Origin of the sequence: Rapidithrix thailandica, assembly GCF_039710355.1 — a bacterium.
GTDB classification, from domain to species: domain Bacteria; phylum Bacteroidota; class Bacteroidia; order Cytophagales; family Flammeovirgaceae; genus Rapidithrix; species Rapidithrix thailandica.
The window spans coordinates 399,762-416,876 of the sequence record NZ_JBDKWZ010000004.1; the positions used below are offsets into that span (position 1 = coordinate 399,762).

The 17,115-nt window shown below is 44.0% G+C and carries 13 protein-coding genes; 7 read left to right on the plus strand and 6 right to left on the minus strand.

Annotated features, from left to right (window positions below; all coding sequences use genetic code 11):
* Positions 1-31 precede the first annotated feature (31 nt).
* Positions 32-1,174, plus strand: coding sequence for a VWA domain-containing protein (locus AAG747_RS09245; protein WP_346820877.1), 1,143 nt, complete (start codon positions 32-34; stop codon positions 1,172-1,174).
* Positions 1,175-1,283: 109 nt separating this feature from the next.
* On the opposite strand, the gene AAG747_RS09250 is transcribed toward AAG747_RS09245, so the two are convergent.
* A complete protein-coding gene (locus tag AAG747_RS09250; RefSeq protein WP_346820878.1) occupies positions 1,284-2,339 on the minus strand; it encodes a helix-turn-helix transcriptional regulator in 1,056 nt (351 codons plus the stop codon).
* Positions 2,340-2,757: 418 nt separating this feature from the next.
* On the opposite strand from AAG747_RS09250, the gene AAG747_RS09255 reads away from it, so the two are divergent.
* From AAG747_RS09255 to AAG747_RS09265, 3 genes are all read left to right on the plus strand, one after another.
* Entirely contained in the window at positions 2,758-4,287 is a 1,530-nt protein-coding gene (locus AAG747_RS09255) for a TROVE domain-containing protein (protein ID WP_346820879.1), read from the plus strand.
* 2,067 nt (positions 4,288-6,354) lie between these two features.
* The gene (locus AAG747_RS09260; protein ID WP_346820880.1) at positions 6,355-7,389 is read left to right on the plus strand and encodes a T4 RnlA family RNA ligase; all 1,035 of its coding nucleotides are present in this window, start codon (positions 6,355-6,357) and stop codon (positions 7,387-7,389) included.
* A gap of 94 nt (positions 7,390-7,483) precedes the next feature.
* Complete coding sequence (locus tag AAG747_RS09265; protein ID WP_346820881.1) at positions 7,484-8,362, plus strand: phosphatase domain-containing protein; 879 nt, start codon at positions 7,484-7,486, stop codon at positions 8,360-8,362.
* A 3-nt stretch (positions 8,363-8,365) separates the two neighbouring features.
* On the opposite strand, the gene AAG747_RS09270 is transcribed toward AAG747_RS09265, so the two are convergent.
* Both AAG747_RS09270 and AAG747_RS09275 read right to left on the minus strand, forming a co-directional pair.
* Positions 8,366-9,244, minus strand: a complete 879-nt coding sequence (locus AAG747_RS09270) for a diacylglycerol/lipid kinase family protein (RefSeq protein WP_346820882.1) — start codon at positions 9,242-9,244, stop codon at positions 8,366-8,368.
* 83 nt (positions 9,245-9,327) lie between these two features.
* On the minus strand, positions 9,328-9,816 hold the full coding sequence (locus AAG747_RS09275; RefSeq protein ID WP_346820883.1) for a GNAT family N-acetyltransferase: 489 nt from the start codon (positions 9,814-9,816) through the stop codon (positions 9,328-9,330).
* A 210-nt stretch (positions 9,817-10,026) separates the two neighbouring features.
* On the opposite strand from AAG747_RS09275, the gene AAG747_RS09280 reads away from it, so the two are divergent.
* The 3 genes from AAG747_RS09280 to AAG747_RS09290 all read left to right on the plus strand — a co-directional run bounded on the left by AAG747_RS09280 (position 10,027) and on the right by AAG747_RS09290 (position 13,395).
* Positions 10,027-10,587: a TetR/AcrR family transcriptional regulator gene (locus AAG747_RS09280; RefSeq protein WP_346820884.1), complete on the plus strand. Its 561-nt coding sequence runs from the start codon at positions 10,027-10,029 to the stop codon at positions 10,585-10,587.
* 181 nt (positions 10,588-10,768) lie between these two features.
* Positions 10,769-11,776 (plus strand): MBL fold metallo-hydrolase, encoded by a 1,008-nt coding sequence (locus tag AAG747_RS09285; RefSeq protein WP_346820885.1) that lies wholly within the window; start codon positions 10,769-10,771, stop codon positions 11,774-11,776.
* 356 nt (positions 11,777-12,132) lie between these two features.
* Complete coding sequence (locus AAG747_RS09290) at positions 12,133-13,395, plus strand: hypothetical protein (RefSeq protein ID WP_346820886.1); 1,263 nt, start codon at positions 12,133-12,135, stop codon at positions 13,393-13,395.
* 160 nt (positions 13,396-13,555) lie between these two features.
* On the opposite strand, the gene AAG747_RS09295 is transcribed toward AAG747_RS09290, so the two are convergent.
* The 3 genes from AAG747_RS09295 to AAG747_RS09305 form a co-directional block, all read right to left on the minus strand.
* Positions 13,556-14,863 carry a hypothetical protein gene (locus tag AAG747_RS09295; protein WP_346820887.1) on the minus strand — a complete coding sequence of 436 codons (1,308 nt, stop codon included), beginning with the start codon at positions 14,861-14,863 and terminating at the stop codon, positions 13,556-13,558.
* 60 nt (positions 14,864-14,923) lie between these two features.
* The gene (locus AAG747_RS09300) at positions 14,924-16,783 is read right to left on the minus strand and encodes a carbamoyltransferase family protein (RefSeq protein WP_346820888.1); all 1,860 of its coding nucleotides are present in this window, start codon (positions 16,781-16,783) and stop codon (positions 14,924-14,926) included.
* A 110-nt stretch (positions 16,784-16,893) separates the two neighbouring features.
* Positions 16,894-17,043, minus strand: coding sequence for a DUF5989 family protein (locus AAG747_RS09305; RefSeq protein WP_346820889.1), 150 nt, complete (start codon positions 17,041-17,043; stop codon positions 16,894-16,896).
* Positions 17,044-17,115 lie beyond the last annotated feature (72 nt).

The window sequence follows — 17,115 nt, forward strand, 5'->3', positions numbered from 1 at the left end:
ACGCAATTTACCTTCTCTAAAAAATATACATATGAACGAAGAAGCAACTTTACGCAAATGGCGCCTGATATTAGGCAACCATCAAAATGATGGAACAGGCTGTCAGTTGAATGGTTTGGATAAAAAAATAGATGCTTCACTGGAAGCTTTGTACGAAAGCGACCGGAGGGGAGGACTGGGCGCTTCGGCTCCAAATGTCAACCGGTGGTTGGGCGATATCCGGGAGTTTTTCCCGACTTCAGTGGTGAAGGTGATGCAACAAGATGCCATCCAACGCTTGAATCTGACCTCTCTGTTGATGGAAAAAGAAATGCTGGAATCCGTAGAAGCCGATGTACATATGGTGGCGACTTTGATGACGTTGAGCCGGGCCATTCCTGAAAAAACCAAAGACACTGCTCGACAAGTGGTGAAGAAAGTGGTGGATGAATTGTTGCAAAAACTTTCCTCACCCATGCAACAGGCAGTTACCGGAGCATTGAACCGCTCTTCCAAAAACCGGAGACCCAAGCACAATGAAATCGACTGGAAATCCACCATCGAGAAAAACCTGAAGCATTACCAACCGGAATATAAAACCATTATTCCGGAAGTCAGGATTGGCTTTGGCCGGAAACGAAAAGCCATGAAAGATGTGGTGCTTTGTCTGGACCAAAGTGGTTCGATGGGAACATCTGTGATTTACAGTGGGATTTTCGGATCGGTCATGGCTTCCATGCCGGCGATCCAGACCAAGATGGTCGTGTTCGATACGGAAGTAGTGGATTTGACGGATGATTTGCAAGACCCTGTGGATTTGCTTTTCGGGGTTCAATTGGGCGGTGGAACCGATATTCACAAGGCAATAACCTATTGTGAATCCATCATCACCAAACCTTCGGACACGGTGATGGTCTTAATTACGGACTTGTACGAAGGTGGGAACCAACGGGAGATGCGCAAAAAGATGGTGAATTTAGTACAAAATGGCACTCAGTTGATCGTGTTATTGGCTCTCAATGACGATGGGGCCCCGTATTATGATCACGGAAACGCTCAATTCCTGGCCGATTTGGGGGTACCTGTGTTTGCCTGTACACCGGATAAATTTCCCGATATGATGGCTGCTGCCCTAAGTAAACAAGATTTGGATCAATGGGCTGCTACCAATGACATCGGGATTAAGAAAGGGTAGACTTCTGATCTTAATTATTTGCGGTTGTCATTTCCCTTGTTCTAAATTTCGCCCCTTTGAGACTTATCATCAGGTCTCAAAGGGGCGAAATAATAATGTCAGACTTTTCTCAATCTTCCTGTACTTCTGGCGCTGCCTCCTTTTGTTCCTCTTCCACTTCTTCATACAACTGCGCAGCCATCAGCATTTTGTATTTGATTCTTTTCCGCAGCCTTTCCGGAGCCAGTACTTTCATCCCTTCGCCAAAGCCCATGATTTCCTTTTCCAACTCAAAGTTCAATTGTACCTTGATCTGAACGACAATCCCTTCTTCCGTGCGTTCGATCAGTTCCTGACTGCTGTGTAAGGGTTTGGTTTCTACATAAGGAGCATGTTGTTTGCTGATCCAAATGCGTACATTGGCGGGCCGGGTTTGTGATACCGTGACTCCGATGACCTCTTTATAATAGTCCTCCGGATGAAGCGAATTGTTTTCCCGGCAGGGTACTTCTTCCGTTGCTTTTACCTCTACGATCCGGTCCAGGGCCAACGTGGTGATGTCTTGCTTATTTCCCCGGACTCCCACCACAAACCAGCGGTTTTTAAACTCCTTTAGCCACCAGGCATGAAAGAAAAAGCGGTTGGCGGCTTTGGCTTTAAAAGACTGATAGCTGATATCCAAGGTCATTTTTTGAGTGATGGCATGGTAAATCGTGTCCAGATGTTCCAGGCCTTTCAGGTCTTCGTTTTTTTCAAAATCAATTACCGGGCGTTGTTTGTGCGAAGCGGCATAGACATGGTCTTCCAGCTTTTGCACCACTTCATTGAGTTTATTAAAGTGTGAAAAGCCCTTAAACTGTTTCAATACCTCCACCGCTTCGTTCATCCGGTGCAAGTCCTGGTCACTGAGTGGAATATTGGTGATGCTGTAATTCGGGTCTTCATAGGTATAATACTTCCGCTCTACGACAACAATGGGTGCATTATACCCCAACTTGTCGCTGCGCATCATTTGGATATCTGCTTGAATGGTTCTGCGGCTGATGCCCTTATCGATTCCTTCGTATTCATACAGCGCATCAGATACAGTGTCGATCAGCATATCCAAGGTCCAACGTTTATAGCGGTTGCGCAGACAAGCATCGATAGTTTTATAGCGGATTAAGGCATTGCGGTTTACAGGCATAATGGTATTCGGTTATCCGTCAGCCTCCGGGAAGACCTTCCAGGTTTTGAAAACCTGGAAGGTCTTAAGGCTATTTAAATTCAAGAAATTGAAGTGGTTTAAACGTATAGTTTTTGACCGAAAATGGAATCAAAATCGGCTCATCAAGGCACTTTTTGAATAGAATAGCAAAGCTATTGTTGAAAAAAGTAACACAGAGGAGGCGTTTTTGAAACATTTTTTAGGAAAAAGAAAAAGTTTAATTCACTTCATTGTCAAATTCATCCCTTCGTACCGTCTTGATACAGGATTTTTTTCAAAAAAATAAAAAAAAATATTGTTACGCAAAAACACTGCGCATATACCCCACAACTTTGTATCATCAATCAGTTACAAAGCCTCTTGCAAAAGCGAAAAAGAGACAAAAAATTGAGAAACCATGAGATTCAATAAAATTAAAAACTCGCTACAAAAAATTACTAACTACGAAGGCGCTGCGGCTTATCAATTATCTCCTGCTTTGGAGTTGTACACAGCCGTGGTGACAAGCTCTTTGAGCAATCAGTTTTATGAGAATGCCGGAGACCGCTTAGAGAGAATCAAGTCGCTGATCGGAAAAAACGAGGCGGAGTTCGTAGCAAAACTGGCGACCTATACCCGGGAAAAGATGCATTTGCGGAGTATTCCCTTGGTATTGACCGTGGAGTTGGCCAAACAAGTAAACGGTAACAGTTTGCTTTCGAAAACGGTAGACCGGGTGGTGCAACGGGCGGATGAGATTACGGAATTGCTGGCCTACTATACCTTGGCCAATGACCGAAAGGATACCAAAAAACTGAACAAATTGAGCAAGCAGTTGCAAAAAGGTTTGGCAAAGTCCTTTAATAAATTTGACGAATACCAATTTGCCAAATACAACCGGGCTACGGAAGTGAAGTTGCGGGATGCTTTGTTCTTAGTACACCCTAAAGCCAAAGATGAGCAGCAACAGGCTTTGTTTAACAAAATTACCAACGACACCTTATCGGTGCCTTATACCTGGGAGACGGAATTGTCTGCCCTGGGGCAGCAGGCTTTTGCCAATGAGCAAGAGAAAAAAGCCGCTTTCAAAGCCAAGTGGGAAGAACTGATCGATAGCAAAAAGTTGGGGTATATGGCCCTGTTGCGAAACTTGAGAAATATATTGGAGGCAGGTATCAGCACAGAGCATCTGGTGAAAGTCTGTATGTACTTGTCCGATGAAACTGCGGTGAAACGCTCCAAGCAATTGCCTACCCGTTATTTGGCCGCGTACCGGGAATTGAAAAAGCTCAATCACGGACATGCTTCGGTAGTATTGAATGCCTTGGAAGATGCGGTAAAGGTTTCGGTAGCCAATATGAAAGGCTTTGGTTACGATACCCGGGTGTTGATCGCCTGTGACGTATCGGGCTCTATGCAACAAGCGATTTCACCCAAAAGTAAAGTGTTGTTGTACGATATCGGTTTGATGTTGGGTATGCTGTTGCAGTATAAATGTAAAAATGTGATTTCGGGAATGTTTGGCGACCGTTGGAAAACCATCGCGATGCCTTCCAACAATATCTTGTCCAATGTGGATGAATTTTACCGGAGAGAAGGGGAAGTGGGGTATTCTACCAATGGGTATTTGGTGATCCGGGATTTGGTAAAACGAAAAGAAGTGGTGGACAAAGTGATGCTCTTTACCGACTGCCAACTGTGGGACAGCAATGGCTATAACCAAGCGGCCAGTAATCAATTGCAGAGCCAATGGAAGGCCTATAAGAAAATAGCCCCTCAGGCGAAACTGTATTTGTTTGACCTGGCAGGTTACGGACAAGTTCCTTTGAATGTATTACGGAACGATGTGCATTTGATTGGCGGTTGGTCGGACAAAATCTTTGACGTATTGCAGGCTTTGGAGGACGGCAGCAACGCCTTGGCCGAAATCGAGAAGATAGAATTGTAGATAGGTCTATGAAGGTAAGGAAGAGGGGTAAATTAGGGTTTTAGCATAGCCAAACGCTTTACCTTTTCTTCCTTCATTTCCTTCATCTTCAGTCCTTCAAACTTAAAACATGAGTGCCGTAAGGCAGAGTTACTTCGCCTGTCACGCCACAGAAGCGGGTTCGATTCCCGCCAGGTTACAGCCTGTAGTGTAATGGTAACACAGTGAAAAAAGTCTCTGCTTGCCTGTTGCCTCATTTGATATTGGGAAAGATGAATCGAGGAGGAGCGGATAAAAACCTTCATTCCCTTCATTTTCAGTCCTTCAAACTTAAAAAGTGAGTGTCGTAGGAAAGAGTTACTTCGAATTTCCATTTCGCTTTAAAGCTCTTTTTGCTGGTTACCTTGCTCCATGGTTCACCCAACAGGTGTCGTAGTTGAGGGTTACTTCGATTTCGGCTCGGGTGGTTACAGGTTCGAGTCCTGTCTCCGGTACATCACCATTTTGAATACCGGAGTAGTTCAATTGGTTAGAACACCTTGTGCCCTTTGCGGTTTATTACCCTGTTGGGTGAACGATGGTATGAGAATGAAATCAAAGAATGACTTGCCTCAATTCATACAAAAGGAAAAAGAACACAGGTGTCGTAGTACAGGGTTACTTCGACTGTTAATCGGAAGGTCGTGGGTTCGATTCCCACTTCTGCCAGGTACTGGTAGAATAGCTCAGTGGTAGAGCATCATGTTCCCTATATGTTTGTTGCCCTGTGTTCTTTTATCACTGCTTGTATAGGGGAATGAGAGAAATGGTGAATGAGTGAATAAGAGAAATGGTGAATAATAGTTGAAGATAAAAGCCCAAACTAAAAACAAGTGAATCATCTACTCACTATTTCACTCCATTACTCATTTGTTACTCTATTGGGTGAATTAAAGGAAATTTTAAAACTCCTCTTAGCACAAAAGGAAGTGCTGCGGTAAAAGATCACGAAACCGTGGAGTGTCCGGATGAAGCCGTTGCGACTACGCGTTGCAATGGATAGATTTTGCAGAAGCACCGAAATACCGCTCGGGGAAGTAAAGTAGGGAAGCGCATTTAGAGCCGGACTGTCCCGCAAGGGAAGTGTGGGTTCGAATCCCACAGAGGAGACGTTTGATAGAAGAAAAATCAGGAAATGGGAAAGATGAATTGAGGAGGATCAGATGAAAACCTTCCATCCATCAACCCCTCTATCCTTCAAACTTAAAAAAGAGTGCCGTAAGGCAGAGTTACTTCGCTTAGGGTGCCACAGAAGCGGGTTCGAATCCCGCCAGGTTACGACCTGTAGTGTAATGGTAACACGGTGAAAAAAGTCTCTGCCTGCTTGTTGCCTCATATGCTATTGAGAAAGATGAATCGAGGAGGAGTGGATAAAAACCTTCATTCCCTTCATCTTCAGTCCTTCAAACTTAAAAAGTGAGTGTCGTAGGAAAGAGTTACTTCGAATTTCCATTTCGCTTTAAAGCTCTTTTTGCTGGTTACCTTGCCCCATGGTTTACCCAACAGGTGTCGTAGTTGAGGGTTACTTCGGTTAAATCCATAGGAGGAGCTTGCCAACCTCCACTACTCTTTAGGGGAGTAGCTTTTGGCTGTGCCCTTAGCGTCTGTTACCCTGTTGGGTGAACGATGGTATGAGAATGAAATCAAAGAATGACTTGCCTCAATTCATACAAAAGGAAAAAGAACACAGGTGTCGTAGTACAGGGTTACTTCGACTGTTAATCGGAAGGTCGTGGGTTCGATTCCCACTTCTGCCAGGTACTGGTAGAATAGCTCAGTGGTAGAGCATCATGTTCCCTATACGCCTGTTGCCCTGTGTTCTTTTATCACTACTTGCATTGGTGAATGAGAGAAATGGTGAATGAGTGAATAAAAGCCCAAACTGAAAACAAGTTAATCGTCTACTCACTATTTCACTCCATCACCCATTCACCCAAAGAGGTTATTTCCGGTAAGCCTGCCCTTATTATTTTTTTAAAATAAAATTTACTACGCAAAAAGCCTGCGCGATACCCCTATAACTTTGTAGCATACAATTGAGCAAATGCTATGAATATCTCCTTACTAAACCAGATGATTTGTGAGGGCTATGTGGCCGTACAAAAGCATCCCGAACATTCGCTGTATATTTACAACTATACGCCCAAGGCACAATTTGACCGGGTGTGGAACGAATGCACCCTGGCTTGCCGGGGATTGATTATGGACAAGGAGCACAACATTATCGCCCGTCCGTTCCGGAAGTTTTTTAACCTGGGTGAATTGGAAGACCAAACCTTGCCACAGGGAGAGTTTGAAGTGTATGAGAAAATGGACGGCTCCTTGGGGATATTATACTGGGCGGGAGATACTCCGTTGATCGCGACCCGCGGTTCTTTTACAAGTGTACAGGCAGAAGAAGCGAACCGGATATTGCATTCCGATTATGCACATTGCCTGGACAAACTGGACCGGTCCAAAACTTATCTTTTTGAAATCATCTATCCTGAAAACCGCATCGTGGTGGATTATGGCAAGAAAAGAGAATTGGTATTACTGGCCATTGTCGATACCGAAACGGGGCGTGAGCAAGCCTTGGAAGCGCTGGGTTTTCCCCTTGCCAAACATTACCGGGGATTGAAAGATTTACAGGCCTTAAAGCTGTTGGAAGAGGAAAACCGGGAAGGCTTTGTGGTGAAATTTCAAAACGGATTCCGGGTAAAAGTGAAGTTTGAAGAATACCAACGGCTTCATTTTTTAATGAACCAGGTCTCAAGTATTACAATTTGGGAAAAGCTAAAAGAGGAACAGGACTTATCGGATATTCTGGAAGATGTTCCGGATGAATTTTATAATTGGGTAAAAACCACACGAAACCGTTTGCTGGCAGCCTACCAAGCTATTGAGCAGCAAGCAAAAACGGATTTTAAAGTGCTCGCTTCACGGAAAGAAACGGCCTTGTATTTCAATACCTGTCGATATCCTCATGTGATGTTTAAAATGCTGGAAGGAAAGTCGTGTGCAGTAAGCATTTGGCGCTTGTTAAGGCCGGAGTATGAAAAACCTTTCGCCAGTATGATGAAGGATCGAGGGATGGATGAATAGAAGGGTTGAAGGAATGAGGGAATGAAGGGTTGGAGGAATGAAGGAGGGGGTTTTAAATTCAATTTCTAAAACAGTATTAAAAAATTATTGATAAATGAAAAAAGTATTGATTTTAAAGGGTTTGCCGGGAAGTGGTAAGTCCACTTTTGCTAAAAAATTATTGGAAGATAACCCGGGCATGTACAAACGCTTAAACCGGGACGAGCTGCGGGTCATGCTGGATAACAATCATTTTACACCCAAGAATGAAAAATTTGTGCAGAAAGTGCGGGACCTTATCTTCTTGGAAGCTTTAAAAGAAGGAAAACACGTGATTGTGGATGATACCAATCTGGCTCCGCAGGCAGAAGAACGGGTTCGTCAGCTTGTCGCGGAGTACTGTCATGCATCCGGGCAACAAGTCTTTATCGAGGTGAAAGAAATGGATACGCCCTTGCAGGAATGCCTGGAGCGGGACGCCAAGCGGGAAAAGAAAGTAGGGCGTGATGTGATTATGAAAATGTACAACCAGCATGTTTTGAAAAATGACCGTGGCCCTAACTATCAACCGCAAAATCCGGCTTTGCCTCCGGCTATTATCTGTGATCTGGACGGTACCCTGGCGATCTTAAAACGGAGCCCTTTCAATGCCTTGGCTTGTGAAAAGGACCTGTTAAACGAACCCGTAGCAGAGTTGGTGAAGTCGTATAGCCGGATGGGGACCAAAATCCTATTGATGTCAGGCCGGGAAGAGACGGCCCGGGAGCAAACCCAGCGTTGGCTGGCGAAGTACGACATTCCTTACGATGGCTTGTTTATGCGTAAAGAAAAAGACATGCGTAAGGATGCTGTGGTGAAAAAAGAACTGTTCGAACAGCATGTGCAAAATCAATACTTTGTCCGCTTTGTGCTGGACGACCGTAACCAAGTGGTGGATTTGTGGCGAATGGAATTGGGCTTACCTTGCTTGCAGGTGAACTACGGGGATTTTTAGTGTTCAATGGGCTGAACACATAACCTTCAGACTTTTCGGTTGAATAGTATAATCTACCGGAAAGTCTGTCTTCAACGGTTCTCCGTCATAATGTAAGTAGTGCTCATCAGTGCATTCGATACGTACTTTCTTCCCTCGTTGGCATTGATAATAAGGACTTTTTTCAAGGGTTCCGTTAAACAAACGGTAAGCTAATGAGAGTGCTTTGAATTTAGGAAAAGCTTTGATTACACAGACATCCATCAAACCATCGGAAATATTGGCAGACGGAGAAATAAATGCATTGTTTCCGTATTGGCAGGCATTGGCAATGGTCACGCTAAAGGCATTGATTTTGTGAGTTTTGCCATCAATGGTGATTGTGTAAAGCTTAGGCCGGTAGTTGAAATATTCACCCAATGAAGCGCGGACGTAGTTCCATAACCCCCGGCCATTCAACGTTGAAAAAGTATAACTCACTTTGGCTTCAAAGCCCGTTCCGGAAGTGCATAAAAACAAGCGCTTTCCCACCCGGCAGGTATCCATTTGAATACAAGAAGCCTGGTTAAGCAGGCCAATGGCTTTTTCAGGCTGTAAAGGTAGTTGTAAATGCCGGGCCAGTCCGTTGCCGGACCCCATCGGCACAATACCCAAGCAAGCCGGAGAGTCCACCAATCCTTGGGCCACTTCGTTGATGGTGCCATCGCCCCCCACGGCCACTACGATGTCCGTTCCTTGTGCTGCGGCAAGCTTTGCAATCCGGGTGGCATCTTTAGGCCCTTTGGTGTATTGAATTTCCCACCGGAACTTTTGACCATCCAACTTCTCTTGAATGGTGTTTAATAAGTGGTCTTTTTTGCCATTTCCGGCAATGGGGTTGATTATAAATACAAGTTTTCTCATCCACACTTTGCAAAATTTCAGCACAAGTATACCAATCCTTCGGGCATTTGAGCAAAAATGGAAAAAGAAAACCTGTTGAAAAACTACTGTTGGGCCAATTCCTCCAAGGCTTTGCCCGTTACCCGATAGACCGTCCAGTCGTCCATGGGTTCGGCCCCCAGGCTTTTGTAAAACCGGATAGCAGGCTGATTCCAGTCGAGTACCCACCATTCCAGCCGTCCGCAATCCCGCTCTTTTGCCAGACGGGCCAGAGAACTGAAGAAAGCCTTGCCGAAGCCCTTTCCCCGGAAGGATTCTCTGACATACAAATCTTCCAGATAAATGCCCGGCTTGCCCAGGAACGTGGAAAAATTATGGAAAAACAAGGCAAAGCCCACCGCCTGACCTTGGTAATAACCGATCAGTACTTCCGCTGCTTTTCTTTCGCTAAAAAGGTTTTTTAGGAGCGTTTCTTCAGTGGTTTTCACTTCATGGCCCAGTTTTTCGTACTCGGCCAGTTCTTTGATGAAAGTGAGGATTAAAGGAATGTCCTTTTCTTGTGCAAACCGGATGTCTAATGTTTCTTTACTCATAAATTTTATTAATTGCAGGTATAAATAGCTGGTTTTAAAATTCAAGCGAAAATGTAAATTTACAGATAGAAACTTGTTTTAACATTCAATAGTCGTTGGAATTAATTCTATCTCTCCAATCCTTCTTTCCCTCAACCCCTCTTTCCCTCAATCCTTGCTTAGTTGGACAAGGTATTGTACTTTTGTAGAGTAAATAGTCGATATTTAGATATGGATAAGAAAGATCTGATAGTCGTTGCGGCATTGGAATTATTTGTGAAGAAAGGATTTGATGCCACTCCTACAGCTGCGATTGCAAAAGCTGCCGGAGTGTCTAACGGCACCTTGTTTCATTATTTTAAAACCAAAGAAATGCTGATCAATAGTTTGTATGCAGATACAAAGGAGCGGCTGTCGGTAGTACTGATGGATACAGCCCAAAAGGGAACAAGTATCAAGGGGAAATTCCGTTTGCTTTGGGAGGAAATGATCGTTTGGTCTATAGATAATCCTTTAAAATTTCATTTTTTTCAGCAATTCAGCAACTCTCCGTATATAGATAAACTCACCAAAGAGGAGGGGCAAATGCGATTTGAGTTTGTCAATCAACTCTTGCTGGAGGGGCAAAATGCAGAAGTATTGAAAGCCGCTCCCTTGGAGTTGCTTAAGTCGGTAGCCATGGCAACAATTGTCGGAACTATTCAATATTTTTTAGAGAAACCGGATGCTTTTAAGCACCCGGATATTCAAGAGCAGGCTTTCTTAATCTTCTGGACCGCTTTGAAAGAATAAATGAATTTTTGAGAAACCTTTAGAGTGACTAGTCAGTTTAATAAATCAAGAAGTTCAAGTGCTATTCAACATTGAAAATTCCATGAAGAAAAAAATCAAGTGGCTTATTGGTTTGATACTCATCAGCCTTTGTTCAGTAGGATTTCTCTCATTTATTCACACAACTCACAGCCCGAACACCATGATACGATTAAAAAACTCAGAACAATTTGAAAACGGCAAATTCAAAAACACGACCCAAACACAAGTTTCTACCGGAAGCCTTTGGAAAGTGATGAAAGAATACTTAACCGATAACAGACGTTTCAAAAAACCGGAAAAGGTTATACCGGTTCATCCATTGAAGGCCAGTGATTTTTCGAAGGTGCCTTCTATGGAATATAAAGTGTATTGGTTGGGGCATTCCAGCTTTATTTTGGAGTTGAATCATAAAAGATTTTTGATCGATCCGGTGCTGAGTGAACGGGCCTCTATGTTTGATTGGGTAGGGCCTAAACGCTTTATCAAGGCGCCTGTGTCGGTAGAGGAAATGCCCGCTTTGGATGGCGTGATTATTTCACATGACCATTACGATCACTTGGACAAGCAGACCATCATAACCTTAAGCCAAAAAGGCTTACACTTTTATTTGCCTTTGGGTGTGGGCAGTCATTTGGCGCGTTGGGGAGTAGCTGCCGATCAACTGCATGAATTTGACTGGTGGCAGTCCTTTCAAGTAGGGAACGTAGAAATCCACTGTACCCCTGCACGTCATTTTTCCGGCAGGGGAATCCTCGACCGCAACGCTACCTTATGGGCTTCCTGGACGTTTATCGGAGAAACACAACGGGTATTTTACAGTGGCGACACCGGAATGATGCCCGGTTTTGAAGCTATTGGTAAACGGTTTGGCCCTTTCGATTTGACGTTGATGCAGGTAGGGGCTTACGATAAAAATTGGAGTGAAATTCACTTATTTCCGGAAGAAGCTGCGGTGGCCCAGGAAGCGCTTCAGGGAAAAGTAATGATCCCCTTGCATTGGGGGACTTTCGATTTGGCCTTACACGATTGGTTCGAACCGGCAACAAAACTGGAAAATCTCTCTCAAAATGCTTCTTGGCGTTTGGCTTTCCCAAAGATCGGAGAAGCTTTTACAGCCTCCCGGTCTAATGATACACCATATTGGTGGAAAGCATTATTGGAAGAGTAATGGACGTGGTTTAAACGTATGGTTTTTGAAACATTTTTTAGGAAAAAGAAAAAGTTTAATTTACTTCATTATAAAAAAATAAAATGCTCTAAAAAAACCTTCCGGATTTCAAAACCCGGGAGGTTTTTTTAGTTTACCAATAAGTAGGAAAAGAAAATTTTATATTTTTTATTTAACTCTTGGAACTTTTTGTGCGTTTATTTGATACCCCGGCTATTTTTTTGCACCGGCTTTTAAGGATATTCAAATCTTTAATTGGATGCGAGTCCGGATAGAAAATGCTCATGACGATTCTGAAAAAAAGAGCAATCAGTATTCTTAACAATGCAAATTCCCCATTAAGCAATTAACAGTCTGTGAAAAGAACAATCCTGAAAGGCGCGATCTATGTATTTGCTGTGTTTGATCTGGTAGCGGTTTTGATACTGGAGATACAAAGGAATACTACTCCACCCGAACGCATCCGAAATACCAGCGAATCATTGGCCCGGCAAGTACATAATGATGACAGTTTGGAATTGACTTCTCTATTCCCTCCCGATGAAGAATTAACCCAAGCGGTTCCGGTAAATTTACGACTGATCTCTAAGGAGGTTGTAAGAGCCGGACAAGGAGCCAAGTCGGTGTTGATGGATAAACAAGGAAAGTATGTGTACTCTTTTAATCTGGAAGCCATGACCGTGACGGAATATGATCGCATCAGTAGGAAAAAGACCCGTACTTTGCAATTTTATGGCAGTCAGGGAAAAGGGTACGATTATACGGAAAGGAAGTGGGTGGATTCTTTTGAAGAAAAACCGGTGGAAGGCTGTATTACGCATGAAGGCAACTATTTATGGGTGTCTTTGCACAATGGAGGAGGCATAATTGCCTGGAATTTAAAAGCTAAAGACGAACTGCAAAATGTGAGTAAAAAGAAGGTGAAAGTGCTGTTGGCCGATGGGTCGGAAGAAGATACCTATGTGCGTTTTTTCACTACGGGCAGAACCCCGAAAGTGCTACTGGAATCTCCGGACGGACGTCATTTGATGGTAACCAATTGGCATGACAACAGTGTAACCGTCTTGGATATCCACTCTCCGGATGTCAACCGGTGGGCTTTGCAGCAAAATATCAAAACAGGTTCGGTGCCTCGTGGAATGGCCGTGGCTCCTCAACTCAACAAACTTTTTGTAACGAATATGGGAAGCGGCCAAATCACTCAAATTGATTTGGCTACGTTCCAACGTTTGGGAGAATGGAAGGTGGGCCGTACTCCGAGGCATATCCTGACGGATCAGAATTTTATGTACATCAGTTTAAGCAGCCCGGATAAACTGATAAAAGTGAGGCTGGACAGTATGCAAACAACACAGTCTATCCGTACCGCGAATGATCCCCGGACCATTGCATTTTCCGGAGACAGCTCTTTGGTATTTGTTACTTGTTACTCCAGTGAGAAATTACAAGCCTTTACAACCAAAGGTCTCAACTTGCTTGGCTCTTGGGATTCACCGGGAAAACCTGTGGGAGTGGCAGTTTATCAAAAAGGAGATATACTAGAGGCTTGGGTTTGTAATTATACCGGTGGATATTTAAAAGTGTTTACCTTTGAAATGGAATACGGAGAAGCAATGTAAAGAAATTGGAAAACAGGTTCCGGAGGTTTAACAAATGAGTGAAATGGTGAATGAGTGAAATGGCGAGAGGGTGAAATGGTGAGTAGACTAATTTCCTTTCACCATTTCACGATGTCACTCAGTCACCATTTTATCTTATCACTCATTCACCAATCTCGGTTTATTGAATAATTTTCTCCGCAATGTATTGTGCCACTTTCCGGTTAGCTTTGCCATTGGGATGGGTTTCATAAGGAGGGTAGATCAAATAATCGCCCGGATGATCTTTGTACTCCGGAATGATTTCATGAATGGAATGCACCTGAAAGTTGCGTTGTGTCAATCCGTTCAGTAATTCTTCACTGAGCGCCTCGCGTTTTCCCTTGTCAAAGTAATCCCAAAAAATGATATGGAATTCGCAGTCAGGGTATTTTTGAGCGATTTTCTCCCGCATACCTTCTGTCAAAGCAAAAAATAGTTCCTTATCCTCCGAGTTAATTTCTCGGTTTTGTTGACTGAAAAACAATTGATAGATGTTTGAGCCTTCCAACAGTTGGCCATAGAGGTTTTTAAAATCCGAGCTTTCTTTTTCAGGTTGATCATCAAAATATCCGGCAAACCGGACTTTGCCTTCCGGGGTCAGTTCGTATTTAGGATCGTGATGTCCCCAAAATTTTAAGTTGACATTTCTTCTGACATGATCGGGAATAGCGGTGTAAATCGCATATTTGGGCGCTTTGTCTACAATTTCCTCTACCAGCCCAAAGTCCAGTGCAGCGTAAGAATGATGTGTGCCATAGCCTTTGAAACCGAAGTTGTAAGCTTTGTACTGTTCCTGAAATTGTTGTCCGCACAAATAGGGGAGGGCCTCTTCATCGTTCAGGCACTCTCCAAAAGTAAAGGAACAGCCAAAAAACAAGAGCCCCTTGGCATTGCTTTCTTCCCTAACGGAAGGAGTGATTCGTTGTCCGTGTTTATCGATGGTATATGTTGCCTCATAAAGCACTTTTTCCTGCAGGTAACCTTTGGTCTCTGCCACAAAGTTTGCCTTGGGAACATAGCCCAACGTATCGCTCAACCGGGCAAATCCGGGAGTGATATCCACATGAACCTGTTGGGAAGGGGGAACCTGCTCTTGGGAAGGTTGCGCGTGTTGCCATCCCAGATAATATTCGAACGCACCCAATGCCAGTATCAGAAAGGCCGTGTTCATCATCACGGCTTTGGTGTTGGCGTTTAACCGGAATACAACCGGTGTGGCAAATAAGAACAATCCCATCACTGAGAAGGTCCAGACGTACAAAGAGCCATGGATGGGAAACTGGGTCAATAAGGTTTTGATGGCTGCAAAAGCCCCTGTCAGTAAACTGAGAAAAAAACCGAACAAGGTAGCGAATAAAAACAGAAACTGTGCGGCCAATAAAAAGACAAAAAGTCCTAAGGCCAGCAACAACAGTTTCCGGTTGATTTTTGTAGGTTGAATAATCATCGTTTAATAAGAATTCTAATCGTTGAAGCACTGCAATATGTAAGGGTTTTTTGAACCCGGTTAATCCAATTCAAATTCGGTTTGCCAATTCGAATCGTTTTTTAAGACCGGTTGCTCCTCTTTAGAGAATAAATAATTGCCCATCACCAAGTAGTCCATTTCGGTTCGCATAAAACAACGGTAGCCATCGTCCGGGGTCAATACCATGGGTTCGCCCCGTACATTAAAACTGGTATTGACCACAATGCCATACCCCGTCAATTGTTTGAAGGCATTGATTAATTGCCAATATCTTGGATTGGTTTCTTTGTTGACACTTTGAATGCGGGCTGAAAAATCCACATGAGTGATGGAAGGGATATCCGAACGCAGGCAATACAAGCGTTTGTACAAGTCCAAAGAGGCATAGTTGGCCGGAAGAGCTTTTAATCGCTGTTCGGCAACAGGCATCACCAGCAACATATAAGGTGATTTTCGGTCAAGGTCAAAATATTTTGGAACGTCTTCTTCCAGTACCGAAGGGGCAAACGGCCGGAAACCTTCCCGGTATTTGATTTTGAGGTTCATCTTTTTCTGCATTTCCGGGTTTCGGGGATCTCCCAAAATACTCCGGTTGCCCAATGCCCTGGGGCCGAATTCCGCCCGGCCCTGGAACCAGCCGACCACTTTCCCTTCGGCCAGAATTCCGGCTACTTTTTGAGTCAGTTCATCAAAATCTTCAAAATAATGATAAGGTGCCTGATTTTTTCGTGCTACATGGTAAATGGCGCGGTTGTCAAAGGCAGGTCCTAAGTAAGCCCCTTGCATGGCGTCTTTTCCCTGTACAACGGTTCGTTTTTGTTTTTTCCAAAGGTAACGGGCGGCCAGTGCAGCGCCTAAGGCTCCTCCGGCATCCCCTGCCGCTGGTTGAATCCAGATATCCTCAAAGATTTGTTGGGCAAGCAGTTTGCCGTTGGCAACACAGTTGAGCGCCACGCCTCCTGCCAGTACCAAGTAGCGTGCCCCGGTCAACCTTTTGGCCGTTTGGGCGAGTTTCAAGACAATCTCTTCGGTGACTTGCTGGATGGCCAGGGCCATATTCATATAGGTTTGGTCTAGCTCACTTTCTTCTTTTCTCCGGGGGACGCCAAACAAGGCTTCCCACTTTTTATCATGAGCCATTTTCAAACCGGTGGCAAACTGAAAATAGTCCATATTGAGTAGGAGAGAGCCATCTTCCCGTACATCAATCAGTGTACTGAAGATTTTTTCTCTAAAAATTTTTGTCTCTTCCGCCTCCGGGTTGCCATAAGGTGCCAGTCCCATCAGTTTGTATTCTCCACTGTTTACTTTAAAACCCGTGTAATAAGTAAAGGCAGAATAGAGCAGTCCCAAGGAATGTGGGAAATTCAATTCCCGTAACATTTTAATCTCATTGCCTTTGCCATGGCTGATCGTGGTGGTGGCCCATTCTCCCACACCGTCTACAGTGAGAATAGCGGCTTCCTCATAAGGAGAGGGATAAAAGGCACTGGCGGCATGTGAAAGGTGGTGTTCGGGAAAAAGAATGGGTACCTCTCCTTTGCCTAATTGGCTCAACTCTTCCTTAAGCATCTTTTTCATAAACAACTTCTCTTTGATCCACACCGGCATGGCCGATAAGAAACTTCGCAAGCCTTTGGGAACAAAGGCGTGGTAGGTTTCCAGGAGCCGTTCAAACTTCAAATAAGGTTTGTCGTAAAATGCTACCGCAGTTAAATCTTCATAACTGACTCCGGCTTCCCGCATCACATAAGTGGCCGCATGAAAGGGGAAGTCCGCGTCATGCTTCTTCCGGGTAAAGCGTTCTTCGTGTGCCGCGGCAATGATTTCACCATCCACGACAAGAGCTGCAGCACTATCGTGATAATAGGCCGATATTCCTAATATGATTTCAGACATGATATTCGAAATTGACAATAAACAGTGCCATCATCACCCGCCCGGTATTTCCGGCCGGGCAGGTATATGACAGCGGGTAAGGGTGAGTTACTAAATCCTTAAAATTACTTTTAGAAAATTGTGTAAATAAACGGAGCAATGGCCGAACCACCCGAAAACACAATCATAGCACCAATAAGCAATAAAATGGTGATTAAGGGCATTAACCAGAACTTCTTACGGAGCTTCAAATAGCCCCATAGGTCTTTGACAAATTCCATAATTTTAATCTTTGTTGAGTTATTTGAATGGTAATTAAATTCTTGTTTTTACTTGTACACTCAAGGAGTGGC